The organism is Nocardia miyunensis NBRC 108239, assembly GCF_001613065.1.
In the GTDB taxonomy this organism is placed as follows: domain Bacteria; phylum Actinomycetota; class Actinomycetes; order Mycobacteriales; family Mycobacteriaceae; genus Nocardia; species Nocardia miyunensis.
Window position 1 is genome coordinate 173,489 of record NZ_BDBQ01000029.1, and the last position, 14,914, is coordinate 188,402.

General features: G+C 68.0%; 13 protein-coding genes. 4 read left to right on the forward strand and 9 right to left on the reverse strand.

What is annotated here, in order from left to right; all coding sequences use genetic code 11:
• Window positions 1-25: 25 nt before the first annotated feature.
• On the reverse strand, window positions 26-1,237 hold the full coding sequence (fahA, locus tag NM2_RS12485) for a fumarylacetoacetase (protein WP_067667929.1): 1,212 nt from the start codon (window positions 1,235-1,237) through the stop codon (window positions 26-28).
• Window positions 1,238-1,269: 32 nt separating this feature from the next.
• On the reverse strand, window positions 1,270-2,469 hold the full coding sequence (locus tag NM2_RS12490) for a homogentisate 1,2-dioxygenase (protein WP_067667776.1): 1,200 nt from the start codon (window positions 2,467-2,469) through the stop codon (window positions 1,270-1,272).
• Window positions 2,470-2,555: 86 nt separating this feature from the next.
• Between NM2_RS12490 and NM2_RS12495 the strand changes: the two genes are divergently transcribed.
• Together NM2_RS12495 and NM2_RS12500 are read left to right on the forward strand one after the other, a co-directional pair.
• Window positions 2,556-3,389 carry a hypothetical protein gene (locus tag NM2_RS12495; protein ID WP_067667779.1) on the forward strand — a complete coding sequence of 278 codons (834 nt, stop codon included), beginning with the start codon at window positions 2,556-2,558 and terminating at the stop codon, window positions 3,387-3,389.
• A 92-nt stretch (window positions 3,390-3,481) separates the two neighbouring features.
• The gene (locus NM2_RS12500; RefSeq protein WP_218025900.1) at window positions 3,482-4,159 is read left to right on the forward strand and encodes an IclR family transcriptional regulator; all 678 of its coding nucleotides are present in this window, start codon (window positions 3,482-3,484) and stop codon (window positions 4,157-4,159) included.
• A gap of 122 nt (window positions 4,160-4,281) precedes the next feature.
• Here NM2_RS12500 and NM2_RS12505 read toward each other — a convergent pair whose 3' ends face one another.
• From NM2_RS12505 to NM2_RS12525, 5 genes are read right to left on the reverse strand one after another with little or no spacing between them, the layout of a single operon-like run.
• Window positions 4,282-5,607, reverse strand: a complete 1,326-nt coding sequence (locus tag NM2_RS12505; protein ID WP_067667783.1) for an MFS transporter — start codon at window positions 5,605-5,607, stop codon at window positions 4,282-4,284.
• Between the two features lie 46 nt (window positions 5,608-5,653).
• Window positions 5,654-7,108, reverse strand: coding sequence for an FAD-dependent oxidoreductase (locus tag NM2_RS12510; protein ID WP_067667786.1), 1,455 nt, complete (start codon window positions 7,106-7,108; stop codon window positions 5,654-5,656).
• A gap of 1 nt (window position 7,109) precedes the next feature.
• Window positions 7,110-7,898, reverse strand: a complete 789-nt coding sequence (locus NM2_RS12515; RefSeq protein ID WP_067667789.1) for an SDR family NAD(P)-dependent oxidoreductase — start codon at window positions 7,896-7,898, stop codon at window positions 7,110-7,112.
• Window positions 7,891-8,718: an SDR family NAD(P)-dependent oxidoreductase gene (locus NM2_RS12520; RefSeq protein ID WP_067667792.1), complete on the reverse strand. Its 828-nt coding sequence runs from the start codon at window positions 8,716-8,718 to the stop codon at window positions 7,891-7,893. The genes NM2_RS12515 and NM2_RS12520 overlap by 8 nt, the downstream gene beginning before the upstream one ends.
• A 41-nt stretch (window positions 8,719-8,759) precedes the next feature.
• Window positions 8,760-9,194, reverse strand: a complete 435-nt coding sequence (locus NM2_RS12525) for a nuclear transport factor 2 family protein (protein ID WP_067667794.1) — start codon at window positions 9,192-9,194, stop codon at window positions 8,760-8,762.
• A 98-nt stretch (window positions 9,195-9,292) separates the two neighbouring features.
• On the opposite strand from NM2_RS12525, the gene NM2_RS12530 reads away from it, so the two are divergent.
• Complete coding sequence (locus NM2_RS12530; protein WP_067667797.1) at window positions 9,293-10,024, forward strand: IclR family transcriptional regulator; 732 nt, start codon at window positions 9,293-9,295, stop codon at window positions 10,022-10,024.
• 182 nt (window positions 10,025-10,206) lie between these two features.
• Complete coding sequence (locus NM2_RS12535; protein ID WP_169816164.1) at window positions 10,207-12,978, forward strand: tetratricopeptide repeat protein; 2,772 nt, start codon at window positions 10,207-10,209, stop codon at window positions 12,976-12,978.
• Between the two features lie 302 nt (window positions 12,979-13,280).
• On the opposite strand, the gene NM2_RS12540 is transcribed toward NM2_RS12535, so the two are convergent.
• Both NM2_RS12540 and NM2_RS12545 read right to left on the reverse strand, forming a co-directional pair.
• On the reverse strand, window positions 13,281-14,294 hold the full coding sequence (locus tag NM2_RS12540) for a methyltransferase (protein ID WP_067667803.1): 1,014 nt from the start codon (window positions 14,292-14,294) through the stop codon (window positions 13,281-13,283).
• 120 nt (window positions 14,295-14,414) lie between these two features.
• Entirely contained in the window at window positions 14,415-14,888 is a 474-nt protein-coding gene (locus NM2_RS12545; RefSeq protein ID WP_067667806.1) for a flavodoxin family protein, read from the reverse strand.
• Window positions 14,889-14,914: the final 26 nt, after the last annotated feature.

A 14,914-nucleotide genomic window follows, 5' to 3' on the forward strand; every position in this document is an offset into this window, starting at 1 on the left:
CCAGCACCCTCGTCGTCCGACCCGCTCAACGCGCGGTCGTTATTCGCCCGGTAGTTTCGCCGAAAACGAGGGGGGTTCCGTTCGGGCCGGTGGCTCGGGCGCGGAGGGTCACTTCGTCGTTGTCGCGTAGGAACGCGATTTCGGTGCCGTCGGCTAGGGAGAGCGGTTCTGTTCCGCCCCAGGTTATTTCGAGGAAGGAGCCGCGTTGTTTGGGCTCGGGGCCGGAGATGGTGCCGCTGGCGAAGAAATCGCCTGCGCGTAGGCCCGCGCCGTTGACCGTCATGTGCGCCAGCATCTGCGCCGCTGTCCAGTATGTTGCGCTGTAGGGGGCTGTCGACACCACTTCGCCGTTGAGGACGACGTCGATGTCGATGTCGAAAGCCCATGCGGGAGTGGTGGAGTCGTCCAGGTAGGGGGCCAGCGGGACGTCTCGTCGCGGCGGCGTGGTGCGGGCCCGGGCGAGAGCCGCCAAGGGAGTTACCCAGGCGGATACGGATGTGGCGAAGGATTTGGCCAGGAAGGGGCCGAGGGGAACGTATTCGAATGCCTGGATGTCGCGGGCGGACCAGTCGTTGGTGAGGGCCAGTCCGAAGACGTGGTCGTCGGCATCGGCCAGCGCGACTTTCCCCTGTGGGACAGGGGATCCCAGGACGAACCCCATTTCGACCTCGATGTCGAGTCGGCGGCTCGGGCCGAAGGTGGGCGGGCCCTCGGGTTCGGGGCGCAGGCCCTCGGGGCGCGGGATTTCGGTGCCGCTGGCCACGATGGTGCCCGCGCGGCCGTGGTAGCCGATGGGCAGGTGCTTCCAATTCGGCGTCAGCGGCGGCTGTCCGGGGCGGAAGATGCGGCCGACGTTGGACGCGTGGAATTCGTTGCCGTAGAAGTCGACGTAGTCGGCGACGGTGAACGGCAGGTGCAGAACAGTCTCGGCGAGCGGAACTGCCTCGGCGACAACGGTTTCGGCAACAGATGGGTCGGTCGATGCACGAATGATCCCGGCACGGACCCGATCCCAGGCCGCGCGGTCACGCGTGAGCAGGGTGTCGAGGTTCGCGTCATCGGTAGCCGCGACGTCCTCGGGCGCGGCACCGGCGTGACCCAGCAGGGTTGCCACGCCGAGAACGTGATCCCCCAGGCGCACACCGAGTTTCGGGCCACTATCGGACGTCGAGAACGATCCGTACGGCAGGTGGTCGATGTCGAAACCTGTGGTGGCCAGGCGTTCGGCGGCGGTCAACGGTTCTCCTCCACGAGTTCGCTCGGCCGTGCTCACCGGACCGTCCGTCCGGCCCACACCCAGGCGTAGACGCCGTCGTCACTGGCGGTCGCGGCCTCGCCGAGTTCGAGCGGCCGGAACGTATCGACCATCACCGCCAGCTCGTCGACGCGCTCCACGCCGATCGACGCCTCCATCGCGCCGGGCTGCGGCCCGTGCGCGTGTCCGCCGGGATGCAGTGACACAGAACCGATTCCGATACCGGAACCCTTGCGAGCCGCGTAGTCGCCGCCGACGTAGAACATGACCTCGTCGGAGTCGACATTGGAGTGGTAGTAGGGCACCGGAATCGACTGCGGGTGATAGTCGACTTTGCGGGGCACGAAGGCGCAGACCACGAAATTGTCGCCCTCGAAGACCTGGTGCACCGGCGGCGGCTGGTGAACCTTGCCGGTGATCGGCATGAAGTCCTCGACGTTGAACGTGTACGGGTACAGACAGCCGTCCCAGCCCACGACGTCGAACGGATGGTCGGCGTAGGTGAAGCGGGTGCCGACGATCCCAGCCGTGCCGCGATGTTTCACCAGCACCTCGACATCCGTGCCATCGGCGAGCAGCGGCTGCTCGGGGCCGTACAGATCTCGCTCACAGTACGGTGCGTGCTCCAGCAGCTGACCGAAGCGGGACAGGTAGCGCTTCGGCGGGGCGATGTGGCTGTTCCCCTCGATCGCGTACAACCGGCTGGGCCCCTCGGCCGTATCGGGTACCCAGCGGTGCGTGGTCGCCCGGGGTATGACGACGAAATCGCCTGTGCGGTAGGACAATGCGCCGAATACCGTCTCGACGACGCCGTGCCCGGACTCGACGTACACGCATTCGTCGCCGATCGCGTTGCGGTAGTACGGCGACACCGCACCGGCCACCACGTAGCCGATCCGGATATCGCCGTTGCCCAGGACGAGCCGTCGGCCGGTGACCGCATCGATCCCGTCCGCCGCATCGACAGCGAACAGATCGTGCAGCCGCAGGTGACGCGGCTTCAGCGGATGATTCGGCTGGGTCGACTGCTCCCCCAGATCCCAGATCTCGCTGGCCACGATCGCCGAGGGAATCGTGCGGTGATAGAGCAGCGAGGAGTCGGAGGTGAACCCCTCCTCTCCCATGAGCTCCTCGTATCGGAGCGCACCCGCGTCATCGCGAAACTGCGTGTGCCGCTTGCCCGGTACCTCCCCCACGCGTCGGTAGTACGCCATACCTCACCTCGTCGCTCGACAGATAATGTCCGATAAACGGTCACTATGTAACCTATTATCGACCATAATGCGCTACAGTGTGACCCATGTCAATCCCGAACGTATTTGCCGCCCTCGTCGACGACGCCGCGATCTTTCCGCCGGGATCACTGCCGCTGCCCGAGGCCGTCACCGCCCATGCCGCACACCGGAATTCGCGTCTGCGCGCGCTGGTCGGCCCATTCGTACTCGGGACCGGTGATATCGCCGCAGCCGCGCGGCTGGCAACGGCCGAGTTGTTCTCCGAGCCCCTGCCGGTCAGCATCGTGGTCCCGACCCCGGACGCCGTCGCCGAAACGATCGAGACGGCCGGGGGTCATCGGGTGGCAGTGCAGGCACTGGAGGTCAAACTCGACCGGGCCCAGCCACTGACTCCGCAGGTCACCGCTATCGCGAACCACGATCGCCGAGGCATCACCACCTACGTCGAAGTTCCGCGCCCGGGTCACCCGGAGTGGCCCGAGGTACTCGCCGCCGTCGCCGCCAACGGTCTGCGGTTGAAATTCCGCACCGGCGGAACGCAGGCGGACGCGTTCCCGGACGAGACCGAACTCGCGACCTGGATCGCCGACGCCGCACGCCGATCCACACCGTTCAAATGCACTGCGGGACTGCACAATGCGCTCCGGCACACCGACGCGACAACAGGATTCGAGCACCATGGTTTCCTCAACGTCCTGTGCGCCGCGAAAGCCGCCCTCGAGAACGCCGGAAGCGACTCGCTCGCAATGTTTCTCGCCGAGCGGGACGCCACCGTCCTCGCCGCCGCACTCGGCGACACCACCCGGACGACGCCCAGAACACTGTTCGTCTCCTACGGCTCGTGCAGCATCGACGAGCCCTACGACGATCTGACCGCACTCGGACTACTGGACGACTGAACGTCCTCACCACGAGCGGACCACTCGGCAACCGAACGTCCCGGCAACGACCGAAGATCGCGTGCAGGAACGGAGAGAGAAGAATGACACCCGTGACACGCGCTGAAGCGAACGATGGTGCACAGACGCTGGAACGCGGCCTGGCGGTACTGGTCGAGCTGAGCCGTCATCCCGACGGCCTGACCACCGCGCAGGTCGTCACGGCGTGCGGACTGCACCGCTCCATCACCACGCGATTGCTGATCTCCTTGCAGCGCACCGGATTCGCCGTGCGAAACGATGCGGGGGCCTACCGGATCGGCCCGGCGGTATCGGATCTGCTCGGCCTGGCCGGTCCCCGACTTCGCGAGGTGGCCGAACCCGTGCTCGAACGTCTCGCGCGCACCGTCGACGCGACCGCGTCACTGGTAGAGGTGGTCGACGGATACGCGATCACGACCCTGGTCGCCGAACCGCCGAGCGACGGCCCGCGGTTCTCCTACCGGCTCGGCAACCGCGATCCCCTCGATCGCGGCGCGGGCGGCGTCGCCGCCCTCGCGGCGGGCCCGCCCCAACCCGGTGAACCCGATCGGGTCGCGACGGCACGAGCGCAGGGATTCATCACCACCCACGGCGAACTCAACGCCGGAGCGCACGCCATCGCCGCGCCGCTGCCCGGATGGGGTGGGCTCGCGGCGATCAACATCGTCACCAACCGCGAGGCCACCGTCGAGAACGCACGCCATCCGCTGCTGGACGCCGTCCGCCAAATCGGCACGTTCACCGGGTAACACAGCAAGTCAACCCCGAGAGCTGCCGGACGTGATCCGCGAAAACGGCACGCTCACAAAGCAATACGACGGCGCGGGACCGGACGCCCCTCATCGGCGTCCGGTCCCGGCCATCGGCGTACTCAGTCGGTCGACAACTCGATTCCCTTGGTCTCGCGGACGAACAGCGCCGCGATGAGCGTGAGCACCCCGCAGAAGACGAAGTAGCCCGCTGGGGCCAGGTTGTTGCGCGTGACATCGATCAGCCACGTCGCGATGAACGGCGCGGTACCGCCCAGCAGCATGTTCGTGATGTTGTTCCCCAAGGCCAGGCCGCTGTAGCGGACCGACGCCTTGAGCATCTCGACGTAGCTGACGTAGGACGCGGCGTTGACCACCGACACCGCGATGAACAGCACCGACTGCCCGAAAACCGCCTGCCACACACTGCCGCCCGCCATCAGCATGAACATCGGCACCCCGAGGACGACCCCAGCCACGCTGCCGCCGATCAGCACGGGCCGGCGACCGTAGCGGTCGGCCGCGGCCCCGGCGATGGGCAGCGTCGCGACACCCAGAACCAGCGCCAGCGAGGTGGACAGGAAGGCGACCGAGGACGACTGGTGGCCGCTCTTCTGCAGATACGTCGCGGCGTACACGGATGCGATGTAGTAACCGCCGGTGATGAAGGCGCCCAGGAAGACGATCTTCAGCAGCGGCCCGCCGGAACTGCGCAGCAGCTCCATGATCGGCATCTTCTTGGTCTCGCCCTTCTTGGACAGCTCGTCGAACTGCGGTGTCTCCTCCATGCTGTTGCGGATCCAGATGCCCACGCCGCCGATGACCAGGCTGAGCAGGAACGGGATTCGCCACGCCCAGTGCAGGATCTCGTCCTTGGTGAACAGCGAGGTCATCGCGAGCGCGATCAGCGATGCGACGAGCGATCCGAGGTAGGTCCCGGAGTTGACCATCGCGGTGTAGGTCGCGCGCCGGTGGGTCGGCGCGGATTCGGAGACGAAGGCGTTCGCTCCGCCGAGTTCGCCGCCCGCGGCGAAACCCTGTAGGCAGCGCGCCAGGACGAGGGCTGCGGTGGCCCAGATGCCCAGCGTCAGATAGGTGGGCATCAGTCCCATCACCACGGTGGCGGCCACCATCAGCAGGATGGTCCAGGACAGCGCGCGTTTGCGCCCGTAGCGGTCGCCGACGTGACCGAAGACGATGCCGCCCGGCACCCGCAGGAAGAAGGCCACCGCGAAAGTCGCGAAAGTGCCCAGCAGCGCCGCGGTGTCATCGCCCTTGGCGAAGAACAGCGCGGCGATAGTGGTCGCCATATAGCCGTAGATACCGAAGTCGTAGTACTCGACGATAGTGCCGACCACGGCCGCGCGAACAACCTTGGCGATCGACTTGCCTTGTCCGGCAGTGGATTCGGCGTCCGACGACGATGTGGGGGTGTCGATTCCGTGCATGAGATATTCCTTGTTGCCATCGGGACCGGCCCGATGCGATTCCAGGTCAGACTCCGGCCGGTGCCCGGCCCGCGGAGGTCCCGCGCCGCGCGAGCCGCGCGGCGTTGCGACCGGCGATCCGGCCCATGGTGAGCGCGTTGGCGACGGCGTTGCCGCCGCCGACGTAGCGTTGTCCGAGCACCCCGGCCCCGGCCTCCCCCGCCGCGAACAGGCCGGGCACCGGATTTCCATTTTGGTCCAGAACCATTGCGGCACTGTCGATTTCCATACCCGCGTGGGTGCACACGAGTTCGGCGGGCAGCATTCGCACCGTGTAGTAGGGCGGCTGCGCGATCGGATCGGGGTTGGTGGACGAGCCCTTGTTCGCCAGGGTGCGATGCCGGAGGAATTCCTCGTCGTCGCCGCCGGGGAGCTGGTCGTTCCAGCGCGTCACGGTTTGTGTCAATGCCTCGGCGGGCACGCCCATGCGGTCGGCGAGTTCGGTGAGCGTCGCCGCCCGCAATGTCCGACCGGCGTCCGCCTCCGCGGCGACGCGCTCGGGAATCCAGTCGGTGTATCCGGACGGCAGGCCCAGCCGCGCGGTCTCGTCGAATACCGCCCACACCTGGCCGGGCTGGGCGGCCATGATGCCGGTCGAGACCGCGTAGGAGGCGTCCTCGTCCATGAACCGGCGGCCCAGACCGTTGACGTAGACCCGGGACTTCGGCGGAAATCCCGAGGTCCAATGGTGATGACGCTGGAAGTAGGCGGTCGGCAGCAGCAGCCCCCAGCCCTGCCCGGTCACCGACGACTCGATGTCCTCGGCGAACCGGATGTGGTCGCCGCGGCTGCCGGGAGCCGCGACCACGAACAGCGACTCCCCGGCGGCCTGCGCGGCCGGAAAATACCGATCGACCAGCGACGCGTCCTGTGCGAAGCCGCCGCTGGCGACGACCACCGCACTCGCGCGCACGTCGACGTCATCGGCGACGACCCCGACGATCCGCCCATCTTCGCGGATCAGCGACTGCGCCCGGGTCGCCAGCACGGTCTCGATACCGTGCGCCCGGCGCGCTTTGTCCAGGACCTGAATCAGGCCGTACCCCTGATCCTTCGGCACGTGCCCGCGCCAGACGTCCTCCACACCGGCCTGGCTCAGGCCGGGCATGTGGGCATTGGAGGAGATCCGGGCCGGAATCTCGACGCCCAGGCCGATCAGCCATTCCAGGGTCGGCCCGGACTGCTCGCAGAAGGTGCGGATCAGACCCGGTTTGAGCATCCAGTGGTTGAGGTCCATGTAGTGCTGGAAGAACCGATCGGCGTCGTCCTCGATGCCGAGGGCACGCTGCACGCTGGTCGCGGCGGCGGTGAACAGGCCCGCCGACAGTTGCGTCGACCCGCCCAGTTCGGTCTCCGATTCCAGCAGCAGCACCGTCGCGCCCTGCTCGGCGGCGGTGACGGCGGCGGCCAGTCCGGCCCCGCCGCCGCCGATCACGATGACGTCCCAGGAGTCCTCGCTCATATCAGTGTCCTTCCGCATCCGCGAGCACGCGGTGATACAGGCCGTTGGAGATCAGCCCGCCGTCCACGGTGACCTCGGTACCGGTGATGTAGCCGGAGCGATCCGAGAGCAGGAACAGCACCGCATCGGTGATCTCGTCCAGGCTCGCCTTGCGGCCCGCCGGAATGCTCCGCAGCGAGGCCGCGACGAATTCGTCCGCACCGCGCACCAGGTCAGTGCCTACCAGGCCCGGATGCACCGAGTTCACCCGGATCCCCCACTTCGCGAGGTTCCCGGCCGCCGATTTCGACAGACCCGTCAGTCCCCATTTGCTCGACGAGTAGGCCGGTGAGAAATATCCGATCAGGCCCGCGATGGAGGAGATGTTGACGATCGCGCCGCCGCCGCTGTCTCGCATCAGCGGCGCGGCGGCCTTGATTCCGTAGAACGGGCCGAACAGGTTGATCCGCATGGTCTGCTCCCAGATCTCGTCCGGGGTGTCCATGAATTCCAGGCGGCGCGAGATACCGGCGTTGTTGATCAGACCGCCGAGAGATCCTGGGCCGGAACGGATCTCGTCGATCGTGCGAGACCAGGCCGCCGGATCGGCGACGTCGAGGTGGTGCGCCGACGCGGTGCCACCGGCACGCCGGATCTCGTCGATCACCTCGGAGGTGTCGATGATGTCGGCGACGCAGACGTGCACACCGCGCGCCGCGAGGGCCCGCGCGTGGTTGGCGCCCATACCCCGGGCCGCGCCGGTGATCAGGACGACGTCGGGATACGTTTCGGTGCTCGGCGACTCAGACATGCCGGGACCCGCCGTCCACGGCGATGGAATGTCCCGTGACGTATCGGGCGCTGTCCGACAGCAGGAACAGCAGCGGGCCCAGGACCTCCTCGGGCGAGCCGAGCCGATGCAGCGGAACGACGTCGAGCGCGTGGGCGAGCGCGGCCGGGTCCTCCCGCACCCATCGGGTCATCTCGGTGTCGATGTAGCCGGGGGCGATCGAGTTGACTCGAATTCCCTTGTCCCCCAACTCCACCGCGAGCGATTCGGTCAGATGCGCGACGGCCGCCTTGGACGTGCAGTACGCGCCCCGGCCACGGCGCACCCGCACCGCCGACACCGAGGACATGTTGACGATGGCGCCGCCGGGGCGCATATGCCGTGCGGCGGCCTGGGCGCCGAACAGCACGCCCTCCACGTTGACGTCCAGCACCGCGGAGATCTGCTCGGGCGAGATGTCCGCCGCCTCGGCGAACGGGAAGATGCCCGCGTTGTTGATCCAGAAATCCAGTCGACCGAACTCGGCGAGGGCGCGCTGTGCCAGCGCCTCGTGCTCATCGGCCGAGGTCACATCCACGCGAGCGGCGACAACGCGACCCGGTTTCGCCACATCCGAGCCCGCGAGTTCGGCATTGATCCGCGCGGCGGTGGCGGTCATCTGCTCGTCGTTGATGTCCGCGCCCAGCACGTCCACGCCGCGGGCGGCGAGTCCGGCCGCGAAGACCGCGCCCATACCGCGCGCCGCGCCGGTCACGACCGCCGCCTTGCCCACCATGTCGGGATGGACGACCTCGATGCGATCGTGCTCGACCCGGCCCGGGTTCGATGTTGCTGCCGTCATAGCTGATTTCTCCTTCGAATGTTCGGGGGGCAGAGGGGTTTTCAACGCGGCGCGTCGTCGCGCTCGACCACGCGGCGGGTGATCGACCAGTCGTCGCCGTGGCGGGTGAGCCGGTCGTCGATCGTGGTGAAACGCACGAGTCGGGACTCGCCTCCGATGCGGGTGGCGAGCACTTGCAGATAGCCGCTGACCGCGAGGGTGTCCGCGTCGACGCGCTCGACGAGAAGGTTGCTCAGCACATGCCTCCGGCGCTCGTCGGCCGCGCGGGCCGCGCGATCGAATTCGGCCGCGAACTCGGTCAGCGCGGCGGTGCCGACAACCGGCTCCGGGTAGGTCGGCGAGTGGAATTCGCCGTCCGCGGTGAAGGTCTGGGCCCACTCCTGGGCAGCGCCGGAGTCGATTGCCCGGCTCTGCCGGGCATAGAGCTGGTGAATGGCCGCGACCGTGCCTGCGTCGACGACGGTAATTGGTGACATGACTTTCCAGAAATTCGAAAGTGTGCGATAATCGCACGCAGCGTGTTATATGTGAACACTGTAGGTGCTTCAGGTCACAACGGTCAAGGAGTTCAGCTATGCCTCAGTTACGGCTGCCCACAGAATCGGCGGTGACCAGCGGCGATGTCGGGTCGGATATGTCCAAGACGCTGCACAACGGATTGCAGATCCTCGAACTGCTCGCGCGCAGAACCGAGGGCGTCTCGGTCACCGAGATCGCGGACCAGGTCGGGGTGCATCGCACGGTCGCGCATCGGCTCGTGCGCACCCTCGAATATCACCACCTGTGCCGGCGCGACGATTTCAAGCGCGTCTTCCTCGGTCTGGGCCTGGTGCGGCTGGCCGAACCGGTGGAACAGGATCTGCGCACCCTGGCCAGGCCCGTGCTGGAGGAACTGGCCGACAGCGCGCAGGCCACCGCCCATCTGGTCGTGCGGGAAAGCGATACCGAGGTGCGGGCCCTCATCGTCGTCGAACCTCGCCACGCCCGGATCCACGTCGCCTTCCAGGCCGGGCAGATCGATCCGATCGACCGCGGTTCGGCGGGGCTGGCGATCCTGGCCGCGTTTCCCGCCGTCCCCGGCGAACGCGAGGAGATCACCCGGGCCCGCGAGCGCGGTTACGCGGTGACCCACGGAGAACTGGTCCCCTCCGTGGGCGGCGTCTCGGCCGCGGTTCCCGGCCGCGGTTCGGCGGCCGTCGCGAGCATCGGCGTCTCCCCGCTCGACATCGGCCCCGAGGACGAAGAGACTTTCGGCGCCGCCGTCCGGGACGCCGCGCAGCGCCTGAGCTCCATCCTGCTGCGCTAGGTCGGACAAGGCCCTTGAGCTGCCAAACGACCGCCATTACCACACGCAGCCCTATCAGCGCGAGAACCCCTGCCGTACAGTCTGTTTGGGGTCCTCGGAGAGTGGCCGCGGGGCCCCGGCACGATAAACTCGAACGACCGCCGCCCGCGCATACCCACTCGAGTTCCGGCAAGGGGATGATCATGACCGACGACCGGATTGCGGTGAACGAGACGATTCCGTTGCCCGACGTTCTACGGGCGCTCACCCGGGATCTCACCGCCATGACAGTCGATCGCACGAGCGGATTCGAGGCGCGCGCAGCCGAATTGACGGTGCGGCTGCTGATCGACACCGATGCGGGCGAGCCCCGCTTCCGCGTGGTCGGCCCGCAGACCCCGGAGACCGCCGAAACCACCACGCACACGCTGAAACTCACGCTGCAGCCGCTCGTGGGCGAGCCGACACAGGGCGTGTTCGCACCGGAGCCGCAGAGCGAGGAGAGTGCCGACGCCCTGCGGATTCCGTTCGCGGACACCATCGCGCAATCGGCGGAAACGCTGCACGAGAACGTCCCCGAACCTGCGCACATCCCCGATGCGGAATCGGCTGAGCCGCAGCAGGACAACTACTCGGCAGACTTCGAGCACACCTGGACCGACCCGATTTCCGATGCCACATCGGCAACCCGAGCCGCGGAATCCGCGGGCGATGCCGAATCGGCATCGACGAACGCTTTCGGTGACGAGCGCTTCGAATCGACGGAAACTGCTGCTGAACAGCGAGATTCGCGCGATACCGATTCGCAGCTGAATCATACGGACACCTCACAATCGAGCGCGGCGCTCGGCAACGGCCAGGTGGAACAGGCCGACTACGACCGCGAAGGCATCGTGCCAGGGGACTCCCGGAACGACGCCGCCTCGGTGGAATCCGGCTACGACAACACCCTCGTCGAAACGCCGGACGAGACGCATCCCGAGGCGGGCGAACTCGTCCAGGCCACCACTGCCGAATCGCCGCAACCGCGCCATCTCACGGTTGTCGAGTCCGACACCGAATCCGAGCACGCGTCCGTATCACCGGCCGATCCCGCCGGGCCCGATGGCGATGCGGCGGCCGAATCACCTGATCCACACCGCGCGACCGATGCCGATTCCATCGCGGCATCCGAGTACGCCGACACGGTCCGACCCGAAACCCCGCACCACGAGACGAAAACCGAACCCGCCGAGGCCCCTGCGGCCGAATCACCAGAGCCACACCGCGGGACCGGTCCCGACCCCGTCGCGGCATCCGAGTACACCGACGCGGTCCAGCCCGAAACACCGGACTACGACACGGATATCGAACCCGCCCTCTCTGCTGCCGAGTCGTCGGAGTCACACAACTTCAGCGCTGGCGAGACCACTGCGGCCTCCGATGCGACCGGGACCCCAAGCGCCGAAACGTATTCCGAACCCCTCGGGCTCGTCGACGACGCTGCGGCCGGGTCGGAGAACTCTCCCGAAGTCACCGCTGGTGAGACTGCCGCAGAATACGATCGCACCGATACCACCCCGTCCGGAACATCACGCAACGACGCCGATCGCGAACCCATAGATGCCCCGGTAGCCGACGCGCCGCAGTCGCCCAGTCACGCCGGCGGTGTGTCCATCCAGGGCGACTCAACGGAACCACCGATAACGATCACGGACGAATCCGCCGAGCCCGTCGACGACAGTCCGGAGCCAGCACAACCGACCGACACAGCCCGCACGCCAGTGGATTCCACAGTCGAACCGGAATCTCCTCAGGACGCCGTCACCGGGGCTACGGGCCCGGAGGACACCCCGACCTCTCCCATCCCGAGAACACCCGAGCAGTCGAACCCGACGCAGGACCGAATCGGCACGGGCAGTGCGTATTCGGATCTGGACGACGAGCACGCCGAGGTGATCGCGCGGTACGAGAAGATCTTGGTCGACCGGGAACGGGCGATGGGTCCGCTGCATCGGCACACGCTGATCTCCGCCGGGAATCTGGCCCGCGCGTACCGGGAGGCCGGTCGGTCCTCCCAGGCGATCGATGTGTACGAGCGGGTGCTCACCGACAGCGAGAGCACCTTCGGCCCACAGGATCTCGACACGTTGATCTTCCGCGGCAGTCTCGCGCGCTGCTACCGCGAAGCCGGACGCATGGTGGAGGCCATCGATCTGTACGAGCGCACCCTCGCGGACAGCGAACAGGGCTTCGGCCCCGACCACAAGAACACCCTCACCGCCCGCCACAATCTCGCCCTGGCCTACCGCGAGGACGGGCGGCTGGACGACGCGATCGCGCTCTACCGCACCTGCCTGGCGGACAGTGAGCGACTGCTCGGCTCCAATCATCGCGACACCCTGATCACCTGTGACTCCCTTGCCTCCTGCCTGCGCGAGGCCGGGAAGGTGAGCAAGGCGACCGCGCTGGACGAACGCCTGTTGTCCGCCCGGCGACGCGTGCTGGGCCCGGACCATCCGGATACGCTGCACTCCACGATCAACCTGGCCTCGGACCGCGCCGCGGCGAATCGCGCGGGCGACGCCGCCGACCTCTACGAACAGGCATCGAACACCAGTGAGCGGGTGCTCGGCCCGGACCACCCGATCTCCGAGCGCGCCCGCATCGGCCTGGCCCACGCGTACGCGGAAGTCGGTCGCGCGAGCGAGGCGGCCGAGTTGTTCGAACGCCTGCTCGCCGACTGCGAACGCCAGCTGGGCCCCGACCACCGCCACACCCTCATCGCCCGAAACAACCTCGCGGTCGCCTATCACGACGCGGGCCGCTTCTCCGAAGCGATCGAGGCGCACACCCGAACCGCCGAGGACCGCGAACGCCTGCTCGGCCCCGACCACCCCGACACCCTCAAGTCCCGCGAACACCTCGCCTACAGCTACGAAGCCCAACTCCTGGCCCGCACCTCGGGCCCGCAAATCCCTGTGCCACAGGAGTAATCGCACCGGGCCGGTCGTCTCCGGCCCCCGGCGGCCACACCGCCACCCACCACACACGCCCGCGCACCGCCACCGTGATCACCCCGCATCAGGCACCCCCGATCCGCGTACCGATAGCGCCTCCGGCTCACCGCGTCGGCTCCAGCTCGGCATCCGGAATTCATGATCAGCCCACAGCGACCGATCCGAGGCGACATCGGGAAAACCACGGCGCCCCAACAGGTCCGGATGCCGTAGACCGTAATGCGAGCAATCGGCTCGGTCATGAGGACCGCGAACCCGAGTGCGTGCGCTGGGCTACCTCAGGGATTCAGCCGGAACTCGACTATCGAGCGTGTCCCGCCGGGTACGACCTCGCCGAGGCGCAGGCCGGCCGGGGCGGCGAGGTCGGCCAGTTGTTCCAGAGTGCGCTCCCGGCCATTGACATAGCAGAGCATGCGCAGATCGCCCTCGGTGTCCGGGATGCCGCCGCGGGAGGTGTCGATATTGTCCACGACCAGGACCCTGCCGGTCGGGGCCGCGGCCTCGGCGCATCGTTGGAGAACGCGCGCGGCGTGCGGGTCGTCCCAGTCGTGCAGGACGCCGGACAGGACATAGCCGCCCGCACCGCTCGGCAGGGGGTCGAAGAAGCTGCCCGCCCGCGCGTCGGCCCGATGACCCAGACCGGCCGCCGCGATGGTCTCGGCGGCGCGGGCGACCGGTCCGGACAGGTCGACGACCGTTCCGCGCAGGTCGTCGTGGGCGCGCAGCAGCGCGATCAGCAGGCTGGCGTTGCCGCCGCCCACATCGACGACGTGTCCCAGATCGCCCCACGGATACGCGGCGGCGACCAGGTCCGCGTCCGCGACCAGCCGCGCGCCCATGACCGCGTCGAAGGATGCGGCACGGGCGGGGTCGGCCGCGAGATCGTCCCAGAACGGCCGCCCGAACTGCCGCGGAAATGCGGGCTCACCGGTGCGGACGGTGTGCAGCAGCTGGACGAAGCACAGATCGGCGCGGCCGATCGCACCCTCCAGGTCAAGCCACGGCCGCAGGCCCTGCGGATCGTCGTCGCGCAGGTGCTCACCGAGCGGCGTGAGGTCGAATTCACCGGTCTCGGTACGGACCAGGACACCGGCGGTCACCAGATGTGCGAGCACCCGGCTCAGCGCGTCACGATCGGCGCGTACGACCGCGGCCAGGGCGTCGGCCGTGCGCGTGCCCGCGACGATGTGATCGGCCAGCCGCAGGGTCGCGGCCACCCGGATCGACATCGGCGTCACCAGATCGGCCGCCGCCCACAGACCCCCGCCCCACCCGGTCGTCTCCTCGGTCACCGCGCCTCCTCGATCGACGGTCTCCCGGCCGCACGTTCAATCTATCCCCGCAGGCAGCCGGGCCGAGCCGCGATGGCACGTCCCAACCGCGCGATCGCCGATCCGGGCCGGACTTCGCGATCAGGACCGCACGTCGATCCGATCCCGCACCCCCTCGGCGAAGGTGCGCGCGGCGCTCAGGTCATCGGCGTCCGGCCGTCCCTTGCGGATGCCGCCGACGGGTTTGAACGGCAGATAGGTGTCGAACGCCCGGCACGAGAACGTCCCGGCGACCTCGAAGCCCTTCCGCTCGAGCGCCCCGACCAGCGGCCGGGTGAACGGCTGGAACCGTGCCTCGGGAAATCCACTGGTGGCGAAGACGAATGCGCTGCCTCGCGATTCGACCGCGAGCCCCTCGACGAAGTCGCGCAGCCGAGGATGGAAGGCGCGCAGGAAGATTCCCGACCCGAACCCCACCAGATCGCATGCGGCCAACTCCGCCGGGTCGACCTGCTCCGGCTCGACGACCCGGGCCCGCAGCACCTCCCCCATGACATCGGCGACCTTCTTCGTATTGCCGTGCGACACCGACGCGCACACGATCATGACCTTCATGAGATGCTCCCCTCTCTCCGTACGAT